The organism is Rhodopseudomonas telluris (genome assembly GCF_042432815.1).
Classification (GTDB): Bacteria; Pseudomonadota; Alphaproteobacteria; order Rhizobiales; family Xanthobacteraceae; genus Rhodopseudomonas; species Rhodopseudomonas telluris.
The window spans coordinates 505141-518666 of record NZ_JBHLWM010000005.1 but is presented as its reverse complement, the minus strand read 5'-3'; the positions used below and the strand labels follow the sequence as shown (position 1 = coordinate 518666).

Genomic DNA, 13526 nt, shown 5'->3' with positions numbered 1-13526 from the left:
GCCAGGTGTGGGAGCTCGTTGTCAGGTCATGACGATCAGAACGGGAGCAGCACGTCCATCACCTGCTGGCCGTAGCGCGGCTGCTGCACGTCGGTGATCTGGCCGCGGCCACCATAGGCGATGCGGGCCTGCGCGATCTTGCTGCTGTCGATGGTGTTGTCGCTCTGGATGTCTTCCGGCCGGACGATGCCGGCGACGATCAGTTCGCGGACTTCGAAGTTGACGCGGATTTCCTGCTTGCCCTCGACCACCAGGTTGCCGTTCGGCAGCACCTGCGTCACCACCGCGGCGACGCTGGTCTGCAAGGCTTCCTGGCGCTGCACCGATCCCTTGCCGTCGCTCGAGGAGGTCGAGTCGGTGGTGAGGATGCGGCCGGGCAGCACCTTGGCGGCGTCGCCGGTCAGCAGCTTGCTGCCGGCGAAATCGGTGATACCGGAATCTTCGGAGTTCTTCCGGCTGCGCTGGGTCTCGTTGGCGATGTTGGCCTTGTCGGTGAAGTTCACCGTCACCGTCATGATGTCGCCGACCTTGGCGGCGCGCTGATCGCGGAAGAACGCGCGCGAGCCGTTCCGCCATAGCGAGTTGGCGTTGTAGGACGCGACCTCCGGCTTCGGCATCGGCATCTGCACCGGCTTGTAGCCGGGCTGCGTCGTCGGGTTTTCGATCGCGCTCAGCGCCGGCCGTTCGCCGATCGAGGCGAGCCGGTCGATCGAGGAGCAACCGCCGGCGAGACCGCCCGTCGCGATGAGCGCGGTGATCAGGACGATGCGGTTGGTCGGAACTGACTTGAACATTGAACTCACTCGGGCTTCGCTGAGGCGGACGTGCGGACGGTCGCGGGTTCGGGCGCTGGGGTCGGTGCGGCGCTGGCAAGGACGCGCGGTACGGCGACCGACACCATCACCTGGCCGCGTCCGACAACGGTCGCCGTCACGGTGCGCTTCGATTGCAGATTGAGCACGTTGATGACGTCGCCCTCCGTGCCGGTTTCCAATGCCTTGCCGCGCGAGGTGAGATAGATGCCGGCGGCCTGGTAGATCAGCGTCACGCCCTGGTCGCGGGTCACGAGATCGGGCTTGGTGAGGTCGGCCGTGCGAAGGATCTGGCCGCCGCGCAGTGTGCGCCGGGTCTGCATGCCGATCGCGGCGTCGCGAGCCACCGTGTCGGAAGCGACTTCGGCCTTCGGCCGGCGCTCGATCGCCAGATCCGACGTCTTGATGACTTCATTGCGTTCGACCGGTCGGGTCAGCACGGCCACCGGCGTGGTTTCCACCACCGTGCCGGTGACGCGCAGCCGCACCGGTGCGGCATCTGCGCCGCCGGCGATTTCGAAGCTGAAGTCGAACCGGCCGCTGCGCCGGTCGAAGCGGTCGGCGACCAGTTGCGGCGCGCCGTCGAAGTTGGCGGGCAGCGTGCGTGCTTCGATCTCGCGGTCCCAGTTCAGCGCGAGATCCTCGGCCTCACCGAAGCCGTGACGTCGCTGCAGAGTCTCGATCACCTGCTGCTCGATCTCCTTGGCCGCCAGGTTGCGCGCGAGCCGCGTCACGGTGACCTCGCGGATGTCGCGGGTGTCGACGCCGATCACCTGATGGGCACGCAGCGCGGCGATCACCGCCGTCGTCGACAGTGCGCCGGTGGTGCCGAGGTCGGGCGCCCGATACACCGGGATCTGCGCCGCCACGCCGGCATTGTCGATCAGGTCGCCGATCCGCACCAATTCGTCGGCAACATCGACATGAGCGCGGAGCACCGGCGTGCGGAGAACTTCTTCGACCTGCGGCGACAGCCCGGAAGCCGTACTCTGCGGCGCCGTTTCGGCGGCGACGGCGGCCAGCGGCGTTGCGAGCAGGGCGGCGGCGAGGAGTGAACGGATCATCGGTCAGCTCCCTTAGCGGAACATGTTGGACGTGGATTGCAGCATCTGGTCGGCAGCGCTGACGACCTTCGCGTTCATCTCGTAGGCCCGCTGTGCGGCGATCAGGTCGGAGATCTCGTTGACGACTTCGACGTTGGCCTGTTCGAGCGTCTTCTGCATGATGTCGCCGAGACCATCGTTGGTGGCGATGCCGTCCTGCGGCGGGCCGGACGCCTGCGTCTCGAGGAACAGATTGTCGCCTTCCGGCTGCAGGCCGGTCTTGTTGATGAACCGCGTCAGGCCGATCTGCCCGATCACGGTCGGCGTGGTCGAGCCCGACACGGTCACCGAGACCTGGCCGTTGGTTGCGACCGTGATGCCGTAGGCGCCGTTCGGGATTGTGATGGTCGGCTGCACGGGATTGCCGCTCGCAGTCACCACGCGGCCGGTGTTGTCGGTCGTGAACGAGCCGTCGCGGGTGTAGCGGAAGGTGCCGTCCGGCATCTGGATCTTGAAGAAGCCTTCGCCGCGGACCGCGAGGTCGAGATCGTTGCCGGTGGTCGACAGCGTGCCCTGCGTCATCAGCCGCGGCGTGCCGACGGTCTTGACGCCGCCGCCGATATCGACGCCGACCGGAATGATCGTGCCCTGGTCCGACGCCTGCGCGCCGACGCGGCGGACGTGATCGTAGATCAGGTCCTGAAACTGCGCGGTCTGCTTCTTGAAGCCGGTCGTCCGCATATTGGCGATGTTGTTGGAGATCACCTGGACGTTGAGCTCCTGAGCGGCCATGCCGGTCGCTGCGGTGTAGAGTGCGCGCATCTCAGGTCTCCTTACGCCGGTACATCAGCGAGCCGCTCGATGGCGGTCTTCTGCAGATCGCCCTCCTGCTGCAGCAGGGAAGCGACCGACTGGTAGGAGCGGGTGACGGCGATCATCCGAGACATCTCGGCGACCGAATTCACGTTCGATTTTTCGACGAAGCCCTGGCGAACCACGGCCTTGGTGTCCGGCGCGCCTGGATCGTTGGTGGCGGCGAACAAGTTGCCGCCCTGCTTCTCCAGGCTCTGCGGTCGCGCGAACGACACCAGCCGAAGCTTGCCGCGCAGCGAGTCGATCGTGGCGGTGCCCTCGAGCACGCTGACATTGCCGTCGGCGGCGATGTTGATCGCCCTGTCGGTCGGCTGGAACACGATCGGGCCGGAATTGCCGAGCACCGGGTAGCCCGAGGCGTTAACGAGCTGGCCCTGCGGATTGATCGTCAGCTTGCCGTCGCGGGTGTAGCGCTCGCCCGCCGGGGTCTGCACCACCAGGAAGGCCGAGCCGTCGATCGCGATGTCGAGCGGGTTCTTGGTTTCGTCCAGAGGCCCGGAGGAGAAATCGTGATAGGCGGCGCGGTCCTGCACGAAGCTGACGCGGCGGTCCGGCGACGGGAAATTGTCTTCGTGCGCCCCGGTGTTCAGGAATTCCTGAAACATCGAGCGCTCGGCCTTGAAGCCGTTGGTATTGATGTTCGCCAGGTTGTTCGCGACGACATCCATCTGTCGTTCGAGCACGACCTGCCGCGACAAGCCGACCAGAAGCGTATTCTGCATCGGTGGTTCTCCCTTTAAGGATCTGCCTCCGGTCCTCCCAGACCATCCGCGGATCTCCGCGAACCGATGCTCTCCCAAGCGCGGCTCGCCCCATCGTCTTGCGAGCGGCGTGCCAACTTACAAAGTTAAATTATTTCAATTGGTTGTCTGTTTTCTCGGTCGCCCGGCGGTCGGCAATAAGGACTTGTTGACCATGTTGCCCGGCAAAAACTTCCTAGCTGGGAGCGGTCTGGAAAGGTTCCGTTAACCATTGCGACATTAGCGTCGTGCAATCAGGGCTCGAGGCGCTGGCGGCTTTAGTATCGCGTTGACGGTTCGCCTGGACGGCACATCGGCTCTTCTTGCAGGCGGACGCGGCCGATGGCGGATACAGAAAAACCGGAAGAAGGCGCCGAGGGCGCCGAAGGCGCTGCGCCTAAAAGCAAGAAGAAGCTGATCATCATCATTGCCGCCGCCGCGCTCGTGCTGGTCGGCGGTGGTGGCGGCGCCTGGTTCTTCATGTCCAAGGGCCACGACAAGGACAAGCAGCACGCCGAGGCCGCCGAGAAGGTGAAGCCGCCGAACTTCCTCGAGGTGCCCGAGATCATGGTCAACCTCGCCGGCTCGCCGGGCGAGCGGGTGCAGTATCTGAAGGCCAAGATCGTGCTCGAGGTGAAGGACGACAAGCTCGCCGAGCAGATCAAGCCGACGATGCCGCGGATCACCGATCTGTTTCAGACGTACTTGCGCGAACTACGCTCGAACGACCTCAACGGGTCGGTCGGCATGTTCCGGATGAAGGAAGAGCTGACCCGCCGGGTCAACGTCGCGATCGCACCTGCCCAGGTGAACGCGGTGCTGTTCAAGGAAGTGCTGGTGCAGTGAGCTGACATGGCCGGCCAGGAACAACTCGACCAAGACGCCATCGCTGCCCAATGGGAAGCGTCCATGGCCTCGGAAGATCCCGAGGCCGCAGCGAAGGCCGCGCAGGAGAACGAACTTACCGGGACGATGGCGGAGCAATGGGCCGCCATGGTCGACGACGGCGGCCGCGATCTCGGCGGCGGCAAGAACGGCGGCGAACGCGTGCTGTCGCAGGAGGAGATCGACAATCTCCTCGGCTTCAGCGTCGGCGAGGTCAGTCTCGACGAGAACTCGGGCATCCGCGCGATCATCGACTCGGCGATGGTCTCCTACGAGCGTCTGCCGATGCTCGAAATCGTGTTCGACCGCCTGGTGCGGTTGATGACGACGAGCCTGCGCAATTTCACCTCCGACAACGTTGAAGTCTCGCTCGACCGCATCACCTCGGTGCGGTTCGGCGACTACATGAATTCGATCCCGCTGCCGGCGGTGCTGTGCGTGTTCAAGGCCGAGGAGTGGCAGAACTTCGGTCTGGCCACTGTCGACTCCAGTCTGATCTATTCGATGATCGACGTGCTGCTCGGTGGCCGCCGCGGCCAGGCGTCGCTGCGCATTGAGGGCCGGCCCTACACGACGATCGAAACCAATCTGGTGAAGCGGCTGCTCGAAGTCGTGCTCGCCGACGCCGAGCAGGCGTTCCGGCCGCTGTCGCCGGTGGCATTCTCGATCGACCGCCTCGAGACCAATCCGCGCTTCGCCGCGATCAGCCGACCGGCCAACGCGGCCATCCTGGTCCGCCTGCACATCGACATGGAAGATCGCGGCGGCAACATCGAGCTGCTGCTGCCCTACGCCACGATCGAACCGATCCGCGGCGTGCTGATGCAGATGTTCATGGGCGAGAAATTCGGCCGTGATCAGGTCTGGGAAGGCCATCTCGCGACCGAGATCGGCCAAGCCGACATCTCGGTGGACGCCGTGCTGTACGAGGCCGAAGTGCCGCTGAAGCAGCTGATGGCGCTGCAGGTCGGCGACACGCTGCCGCTCGAACTACGCGCCGACGCGTTGGTCGCAGTCCGCTGCGGCAACGTGACCCTGACGGAAGGCCGCATGGGCCGTGTCGGTGACCGCGTCGCCATCCGCGTTACCAAACCGCTGCGCAAGCCGGTGACGACCTACGCGATGTTCGAACGGACCGATGAGCAAAGCAAAATGATGGAGGCACAATGAGCCACACCCTGGGACTCGTCATCGAAAGCCTCGTCGCCATGCTGCTGCTGCTGACGATCGGCTATTGCTGGTTGCTCAACAAGCGGCTGCTGCGCCTGAAAGCCGACGAACAGTCGCTGAAGGCGACGATCGGCGAACTGATCACCGTCACCGAGATCGCCGAACGCGCGATCGGTGGGCTCAAGCTCACCGTGCGCGAGGTCAACGAGAATCTGGGCCGCGAGATCGCCTCGGCCAGCACGCTGTCCGAGCATCTCAAGAAGCAGCTCGCCGAAGGCGACGCCGTGCTGCGCCGGTTGTCGAAGATCGTCGCCGCCGCGCGGCCGTCGTCGGAGCAGCCGGACGCGCAGCCGCAGCTATCGGCGGCGCGCGCCAACGCCGCGGCGGCTGAAGCCTTCGCCGAACGGCGACGACACAGCGGCCTCGCTGCATGAACGCATTTCGGGACGTCCGCATCCTTCCGGTTGTGCTGGTCGCGATCCTCGGCCTCGCCGTGCTGAAGATCGCCGGCCTGCTGCTGGATGGCGGCTACGTGTTCGATTACGATCCGAACACCAGCAAGCCGTCATGGGCGCAGGCGAACCTGAACTATCCGGGCGGAGCCACCGTCAAGGCCGCGGATCCCGATCTGAACTCCGATATCACCGGATCGGTGCAGGCGCCGCCGAAGAAGGAAGAGCCGAAGCCGGCCGTCGCGGCGCCCGAAGAGGTCAAGCCATCCGAGCCGCCGGTCGATCAGCCCGCCGGTATCTCGCCGTCCGAGCGCGCCATCCTGGAACGCCTGCAGGCGCGCCGGCAGGAGCTCGACGCCCGCGCGCGTGAGGTCGAGATTCGCGAGAGCCTGCTGAAAGCCGCGGAAAAGCGCATCGAGTCCCGCGTCGAGGAGATGAAGGCGACCGAGGGCCAGATCGGCAAGGCCAACGAGCAGAAGAGCGAGGCGGATGCGACGCGGTTCAAGGGCATCATCACGATGTACGAGTCGATGAAGCCCAAGGATGCCGCGAAGATTTTCGATCGGCTGGAAATGCCGGTGCTGATCGAAATCGCGTCTCAGATCGCGCCGCGCAAGATGTCCGACATTCTCGGCCTGATGACGCCGGAAGCCGCCGAGAAGCTGACGGTGGAGCTGGCACGCCGCGCCAGCGGCAAGGGCGCAGCCACGGCCTCGGCGGCAGCGCTTCCGAAGATCGAGGGACGGCCGGTGCCGGCGCGGCAGTAGGCGAGTGCGCGCGGCCGGCTGATCTCGGCAAGCTCGATCGCTTCAGCAAGAAGGCGTCGCGGGAGATGAGCCGGCGTTTCCAGGGCGCATGTCTCGACTTTGCGCACGGTGGTCGCCCGACCTGGTCACGCTACGATGTCGAGAACCGCCGCACGCGCACCTTCGACCATACCGACCGGGAGGAAAGCGATCCGCGGCGAGATCGCCGTCCCGCGTGGGGTGATTTCATCGTGTCTTGAACTCGTCATCTTGCGAGCTGCGGGGGCCGATATCCTAATCGCAGATCCGCGTCAGCACGGCCTTGAAGCCGAGCGCCGGGGCTTCGGCCGCGACGCCTTCCACCTGCGCGAAATCGCCGATCGACGAGCCGTGAAACTCGACGCGAACTTCATCGACACCGAACACCGACGCGATGTTCGGATCGTTGGTGTGGCGGCGGCTGCTGATCTTGCCGCGGATCTTGCCGCCATCCTGTTCGTAGGTGCCGATATAGGCGAAGGCGGAGCTGCCTCCCCGCAGTTTGCCGTCTTCGGCGAAAATGACGCCGACGGCTTTGCGTCGCGGCGTTTCAAATTCGACTTTGTACAATCCCTTCAACAGCATGACTAAAGCGGTCCCCAATTGAACGGCTGGTCTGAGTCTGGTCTGTGCGGGTGCGGATATGGATGTGGGAGAAACGGAGGATGTCTGCGCGAGGTCATACTACAAAAAACGGGATTAGCCGATCTATTTGAATCAAACTCGGCGCATCCCAGCTGCCCGCCCGGTTGTCGCACTGCTTTGATACCAACGGGTTGGGGCGATGGTTAAACCAGCGTTAACGGCTTTCATGATGAAGTAACGTCGAATTGCCTGCGCGGCGTGCCGCGCGGGACGCGATGCGTCGGATAACGCGAGAGGGCGGCTTCGGTTCGCCCGCCAAAAGGGTCGTTGACCGGAAGAAACCGATGGCGCGGATGGCTGCCGTTGCAAGCTGGTCGCAGGTGCTCTGGTGGCGCCTCGCACGAGTCTGCCTGACGCTGGCCGTCTGTTTCGGCGTGTTGCTGTCGGCACATCCGGCTGCCGCACAAGCGGTGCGCGGCGAAGCGAGTTTCGAGGCGACCGGCGGCTATGGCCGGCTGCTGTTCAAGCTCGCCGAGGATGTCGATTCCGACGTGGTGATGGCCGGGCTGATCGTGGTGATCAGGTTCAAAAAGCCGGTCGACATCCCGATCGACAAGCTGGCCGACTCCGCGCGCGAGTACATCGGTTCGGCCCGGCTCGATCCGGACGGCTATGCGGTGCGGCTGGCGCTGCTGCGCAAGTTCACCGTCAATCCGATGGTGGCCGGTGAGCGCCTCTATATCGATTTCCTGCCGGACAATTGGGTCGGCGCACCGCCGAGCCTGCCGCAGGACGTGGTCAAGGCGCTGGCCGAACGTGCGCGGGCCGCCGAGCGTGCGCTGCGCGCCCAGCAGGCCAAGGCCGAGGTCAAGAAGCGGCCGCCGATCCGCGTGCGGGCCTCGATGCAACCGACCTTCGTGCGCTACGTGTTCGAGGTCCCGCCGGGCGTTCAGGTGTCGTCGACGCTGACCGAGAGGAAGCTCACGGTGCAGTTCAACACCGGCTTGAATTTCGATCTCGCCGACGCACAGCTCGCCGGTGCACCGAATGTCGGCGCCATCAGCCAGAAGATCGACGGCAACGGCTCGAGCGTCGACTTTGCGCTGATCGGCGGCGCCGATGTGCGCTCCTTCCGCGAAGACAAGAACTTCATCGTCGACGTCAGCTTCCAGCCGCAGGAGAGCGAGCCGCCGAAGAAGAACGGCGCAGCGCTGGTGTTGCCGGAGATCGCCAAGATCGAGACCGCCAATCCGGAAGCGAAAACCGATTCTGGCAAACCCGAGGCAAAGCCCGAGATCGCCAAGCCGGAGATCAAGCCGGCGGCTGCCCCCGAGGTCAAGGCTGGGGGCAAGGCCGAAGCCAAGCCTGAAACCAAGTCCGAGGCAAAGCCCGACGCGAAACCTGTGGCGAAGCCGGCCGCACCCGCCGTCGCTGCGCCGAAACCGGCGGTGGAGCCGTCGCCCGCCGGCCCTTCGTCCCGCCTCGGCGACAAAGCTGTTGCCCCGGCCGCGCCGCCGGCAGTGGCCACTCCCGCCGCGGTCGTCGCCGCAGCCGGACCTGCCGTTGCCGCGATGGTCGCGCCGGCTGCCCCGCCTGCCACTCCTTCCGCCAATGTGCCGAGTGCCCCCGCGGCGGCTGCAAATCCCGCCCTGTCCGGCGCCGCCCGCCCGGTCGAGGCGCGCCGCACCTCCGACGGACTGCAGCTCGATCTCGCTTTCGCGCAACCGACGCCGGCGGCGCTGTTCCGGCGCGGCGAGGTGTTGTGGCTGGTGCTCGATAACACCGTGCCGTTCGATCTCACCGCGATCCGCCGCGAAGGCGGCGGTATCGTCGGCGACGTGAGCCGCGTGCCGCTGCCGAACGGACAGGCCATCCGTATCCGGCTCGACCGCCCGCAACTCGCGACCCTGAACGATGAGGATGGTGCCGGGAAATCCTGGTCGATCACGCTGGCCGATTCCGGCCGCTCCGCGTCACGACCACTGACCGCGGTACGCAACATCGCCGATCCGAACCGGGCGACCGTCAGCATCGCGTTGAGCGGGCTCGGCCAGATGCATCGCCTGATTGATCCGGAAGCCGGTGACGCACTGACGGTGGTGACGGCGCTGCCGCCGCCGCGCGGCTTCATCAAGCGGCAGACCTTTGTCGAATTCAATCTGCTGGAGACGCTGCACGGCGTCGTGGTCGAACTGAAGTCCGACGACGTGACGGTCGAGACGGCAGCCGACGCGGTGGTGCTGACGCGCCCGGGCGGGCTGACGTTGTCGTCCGCAGAGCCGGCGGGGCAGGCGGGCACGCCGGCCGAGCGGCCCTTCTTCGACGTGACGCAGTGGTCGAAGGATCAGGAGGGGCGCTATCTGCCCGCCCTCGACGCCCATATCAACGCGCTCTCGGCAGCGACCGGCGACGACGTTCTGCCGGCGCGGCTGGATCTGGCGCGGTTCTACATGGCGCGCGGCATGTATCAGGAATCCAAGGGCGCGCTCGATCTGGCGCTGCTCGGGATGAAGTCCGGGCAGGAGGACGCGGCGACGATGATCGGCCACGCCGCCGCCAGCGCCCTGATGGAGCGGCCGGAGCAGACGCTGAAGGACATCGCCAACCCGGCGATCGCGTCGACCTACGACGCGCAGATGTGGAAGGGCGTTGCGCTGGCGCGCCAGGGCAAGTGGGCCGAGGCGCGCGAGAAGCTGAAGTCGGTGCAATTCGCCATCACGGCGCTGCCGCTGGATATTCAGCGCGAGGTGCTGGAGACCGCCATGCGCGCCTCGCTGGAAGTGCGCGACTATGCCGGTGCCGCGAAGATCAGCAGCGACTTCGATCTGGTCGGCGTGCCGCCCGCGATGGCGCCGCAGCTCACGATGATGCGTGGCTGGCTTGACGAAGCGCTCGGCCGCGATCAGGACGCGCTGCGCCGCTACAAGGAGGCGATGGCCTCGCCGGACCGGCAGGCGGCCAGCGAAGCCAAATTCCGCGACATCGTGCTGCGCAGCAAGCGCAACGAGCTCACGCCGGAAGAAGCATTGCCGGAGCTCGAGCGGCTGTCGATGACCTGGCGCGGCGACGATCTCGAAGTCCGCACTCAGCAATTGCTGTCGAAACTCTATGCCAATGCCGGTCGCTATCGCGACTCCCTGACGGCGGCCAAGACCGCGACGCAGCTCGCGCCGAATTCCGAATATGCGCGCCAGGCGCAGGACGACAGCCGCGCGCTGTTCGCCCAAATGTATATCGGCAACAAGGGCGACGACATTCCGCCGATCGAGGCACTCGCGACCTTCTACGAATTCCGCGAACTGACGCCAATCGGCCGCCGCGGCGACGAGATGATCCGCCGGCTGGCCGATCGCCTGGTGGCGGTCGATCTGCTGGATCAGGCGAGCGAGCTGCTGCAGTACCAGGTCGACAAGCGGCTCGAAGGCGCGGCGCGCGCGCAGGTCGCGGCGCGACTGGCGATGGTCTATCTGATGAACCGCAAGCCGGATCGCGCGATCGCAGCGCTGCACTCGTCACGCATCGCCGACCTCGCCGGCGAACTGCGTCAGCAGCGGCTGCTGATCGAGGCCCGCGCGCAGAGCGACATCGGCCGTCATGATCTCGCGCTCGATATCATCAGCAATATTGGGGGCCGCGAGGCGATCCGTCTGCGCTCCGACATCTACTGGGCGGCGCGGCGCTGGCGCGAGTCGTCGGAGCAGATCGAATTGTATCTCGGCGATCGCTGGAAGGATTTCACGCCGCTGTCGTCGGACGAGAAGAGCGACGTGATCCGCGCCGTGGTCGGTTACGCGCTGGCCGAGGATGCGCTCGGCCTCGGCCGCTTCCGCGAGAAATTCGCGCCGCTGATGACCGATCCGGCCGATCTCGCCGCCTTCGACATCGCCAGCAAGCCGACCTCCGGCGACAGTGCCGCCTTTGCGGCCATCGCCAAGATGGCCGCCAGCGTCGACACGCTGGAAGGCTTCCTGCGCGAGATGAAGCAGCGCTTCCCCGACGCCAGCGCGCGTGCGACGCCGCCGGGTGCGGATATAACGTCGACCGGGTCTGTGCCGGCGATCACCGGCAAGCGGCGCGAGGCTGCGGCGGACCAGCAATCCCCCGGCGCTGCGCGACAGCGGCGGACGGGCGACTACGTGACGGGCAGGTAGTTGCCAAAGAGGTCGACCACGCACTGAGGCGCGGCGCTGCTGAAGAACAATCTGAGGTTCCGGTCAGTCTCGGCCGCCGCGGACGCGCTGCGGGGGAAGAGTTCTTTTTCATAAGCGACGAGCGCGGCGTCGACGTCATTGGCATTGGCGGCGATCGCCTTGCCAAGCTCGGCGCCGTCGTACATGGCGAGATTGGCTCCTTCGCCGGCAAACGGCGACATCAAGTGCGCCGCATCGCCGAGCAGCGTAACGCCGGGCAGGCGATCCCAATGGTGATCGACTGGAAGCGCATGGAGCGGGCGAAGCACGGGTTCGGTCTCGCTGTCGGTAATGAGGGCCGTCAGCTGCGGAGCCCAACCGCTGAATTCCGACGCGACCGTGGCCAAGGCCGTCGCCCGGTCGGTGAAGTCGATGCTGACAAACCAGTCTTCTGGCTTGTTCAGGGCCACGTAGGTATGCAGCGTGCCGTTGGCGTGGCGGTGAGCAAGGATGCCTTTGCCCGATGCAATTGCCATCATCGTGCCGCCACCGATCGCTTCAGCGCTGGCCTTGTGGCGGGTGTCGGCATCGAACAATTCGGTCTCGATGAACGTCGTGCCGACATAGGCGGGCGTTGCTTTGGAAAGAAGCGGTCGAACTTTCGACCACGCGCCGTCGGCCCCCACCAGCAGATCGGTACTCACCGTCGAGCCGTTGGTGAACGTCAGCATGTGCCGCCCGCCGCCCATCGGTGACACCGCTGCCAGCCTGTGTCCCCAGCGGACCGTGTCGGCGGGAAGAGAGTCGAGCAGAATCCTCCGGAGATCGCCGCGGTCGACCTCGGGCCGACCGCCGCCGCCGCGATCCGGCCAGTCCAGCAAGATGTTGCCGGCGTTGTCGACGATCCGCTTTGCATCGGCGCCGGGCTGGATGATCGCACGAAACCGATCGAACAGTCCCGCGGCCTTAAGCGCGAGCTGCCCATTGTATTCGTGAATATCGAGCAAGCCGCCCTGTGGCCGCGCGGCCGCTGATGCTTCCGCGTCGTAGACCGTGGCTGCGATGCCGTGAACGTGGAGGATCCTGGCAAGCGTCAGCCCGCCGAGCCCGGCGCCGATGATCGCGATCGGGTTGTTCATTGTTGCTCCGTTGCGGGTCGCCATTGGGGACGCGCCAAGGCGCCTATGGAACGTCGTTCCAGTCTATTGGAACGGCATTCCAAACCTGTCAAGATGCGGCATGGTCAGACATGCAGGTGGCACCCGGCGACGGCTGCAAGCGCTCTCGCGGGAGCGCATTATCGAAGCGTCGATCGATCTGTTGGACAGCAGCGGAGAGGACGGCCTGACATTCCGCGCCCTGTCCGAACGGCTTTCCACCGGGCCGGGCGCCATCTATGGGCACATCCCCAACAAGAGCGAGCTGCTGATCGCCGCCTGCGACTCCATCGTCGCCCGCACGCTCAACGCCTCTTTGGCGGGCGCGACGCCGGAAGCGACCATTCGTGGCCTCGCTCGGGGGGTGTTCGACATGATCGACGCGCATCCGTGGGTCGGTTCGGCACTGGCACGCGCGCCTGGACGGTTGCCGATGGTGCGCATTCTCGAAAGCATCGCTCAGCCGGTTTGCGCTCTTGGTGTGCCGGACGAGGAGCGGTGGGCGACGGTCGGGGCGTTGCTGAACTACATCCTCGGTGTCGGCGGGCAGAACGCAGCCAACGGGCAACTTGCCCGGACCCTCGGCCTGGATCGCTCCCACTTCCTGGGATCGGTGTCGACGGCCTGGTCCGAGCTAGATCCTGCCGAATATCCCTTCACGCAAGGCATCGCGGGACGGTTGCTCACTCACGACGACCGGGCCGACTTTCTGGCTGGTATCGACCTTATTCTCAGGGGTATCGACTCGGCGCGGCGTAGCCGAGCCCCAAGGGGCGCAGCGTCGCGAAGACCGTCAACTCGGCCACAGACATCAAACAGGCGTGGTGTTTAGATAGATGTTATCACGTGCGACGGCGTCGGCCGCGGACGAGGACTTGCCCAACGCGCGACTGA

12 protein-coding genes are annotated in these 13526 nt (G+C 65.7%); 6 read left to right on the top strand and 6 right to left on the bottom strand.

Translation table 11 applies throughout. The features are described 5' to 3' along the window. Positions 1 to 35: 35 nt before the first annotated feature. From flgH to flgF, 4 genes are read right to left on the bottom strand one after another with little or no spacing between them, the layout of a single operon-like run. Positions 36 to 794, bottom strand: a complete 759-nt coding sequence (gene flgH / locus ACFFJ6_RS13970) for a flagellar basal body L-ring protein FlgH (RefSeq protein ID WP_378388667.1) — start codon at positions 792 to 794, stop codon at positions 36 to 38. Positions 795 to 799: 5 nt separating this feature from the next. Further along, on the bottom strand, positions 800 to 1876 hold the full coding sequence (gene flgA, locus ACFFJ6_RS13965; RefSeq protein ID WP_378388665.1) for a flagellar basal body P-ring formation chaperone FlgA: 1077 nt from the start codon (positions 1874 to 1876) through the stop codon (positions 800 to 802). A gap of 12 nt (positions 1877 to 1888) precedes the next feature. Further along, the gene (flgG, locus tag ACFFJ6_RS13960; protein ID WP_378388663.1) at positions 1889 to 2677 is read right to left on the bottom strand and encodes a flagellar basal-body rod protein FlgG; all 789 of its coding nucleotides are present in this window, start codon (positions 2675 to 2677) and stop codon (positions 1889 to 1891) included. Positions 2678 to 2688: 11 nt separating this feature from the next. Continuing rightward, positions 2689 to 3450, bottom strand: a complete 762-nt coding sequence (flgF, locus tag ACFFJ6_RS13955) for a flagellar basal-body rod protein FlgF (protein ID WP_378388661.1) — start codon at positions 3448 to 3450, stop codon at positions 2689 to 2691. A gap of 360 nt (positions 3451 to 3810) precedes the next feature. Between flgF and fliL the strand changes: the two genes are divergently transcribed. From fliL to ACFFJ6_RS13935, 4 genes are read left to right on the top strand one after another with little or no spacing between them, the layout of a single operon-like run. After that, entirely contained in the window at positions 3811 to 4314 is a 504-nt protein-coding gene (gene fliL / locus ACFFJ6_RS13950) for a flagellar basal body-associated protein FliL (RefSeq protein WP_378388659.1), read from the top strand. 6 nt (positions 4315 to 4320) lie between these two features. Beyond that, the gene (gene fliM / locus ACFFJ6_RS13945) at positions 4321 to 5523 is read left to right on the top strand and encodes a flagellar motor switch protein FliM (RefSeq protein WP_378388657.1); all 1203 of its coding nucleotides are present in this window, start codon (positions 4321 to 4323) and stop codon (positions 5521 to 5523) included. Next, positions 5520 to 5957, top strand: coding sequence for a DUF6468 domain-containing protein (locus ACFFJ6_RS13940; protein ID WP_378388654.1), 438 nt, complete (start codon positions 5520 to 5522; stop codon positions 5955 to 5957). The genes fliM and ACFFJ6_RS13940 overlap by 4 nt, the downstream gene beginning before the upstream one ends. Continuing rightward, a complete protein-coding gene (locus ACFFJ6_RS13935; RefSeq protein ID WP_378388652.1) occupies positions 5954 to 6742 on the top strand; it encodes a MotE family protein in 789 nt (262 codons plus the stop codon). Before ACFFJ6_RS13940 ends, ACFFJ6_RS13935 begins: the two co-directional genes overlap by 4 nt. Before the next feature lie 273 nt (positions 6743 to 7015). Here the strand turns inward: ACFFJ6_RS13935 and ACFFJ6_RS13930 are convergent, their stop codons facing one another. Further along, positions 7016 to 7345: a GrlR family regulatory protein gene (locus ACFFJ6_RS13930; protein ID WP_378388650.1), complete on the bottom strand. Its 330-nt coding sequence runs from the start codon at positions 7343 to 7345 to the stop codon at positions 7016 to 7018. Positions 7346 to 7689: 344 nt separating this feature from the next. Here ACFFJ6_RS13930 and ACFFJ6_RS13925 point away from each other — a divergent pair, with 344 nt between their 5' ends. Next, positions 7690 to 11496, top strand: a complete 3807-nt coding sequence (locus ACFFJ6_RS13925; RefSeq protein WP_378388648.1) for a tetratricopeptide repeat protein — start codon at positions 7690 to 7692, stop codon at positions 11494 to 11496. Here ACFFJ6_RS13925 and ACFFJ6_RS13920 read toward each other — a convergent pair. Next, positions 11478 to 12614, bottom strand: a complete 1137-nt coding sequence (locus tag ACFFJ6_RS13920) for an FAD-dependent oxidoreductase (RefSeq protein WP_378388646.1) — start codon at positions 12612 to 12614, stop codon at positions 11478 to 11480. The two genes, ACFFJ6_RS13925 and ACFFJ6_RS13920, sit on opposite strands and share 19 nt — an antisense overlap. Here ACFFJ6_RS13920 and ACFFJ6_RS13915 point away from each other — a divergent pair. Then, a complete protein-coding gene (locus ACFFJ6_RS13915) occupies positions 12592 to 13464 on the top strand; it encodes a TetR/AcrR family transcriptional regulator (RefSeq protein ID WP_378388644.1) in 873 nt (290 codons plus the stop codon). The two genes, ACFFJ6_RS13920 and ACFFJ6_RS13915, sit on opposite strands and share 23 nt — an antisense overlap. Positions 13465 to 13526 lie beyond the last annotated feature (62 nt).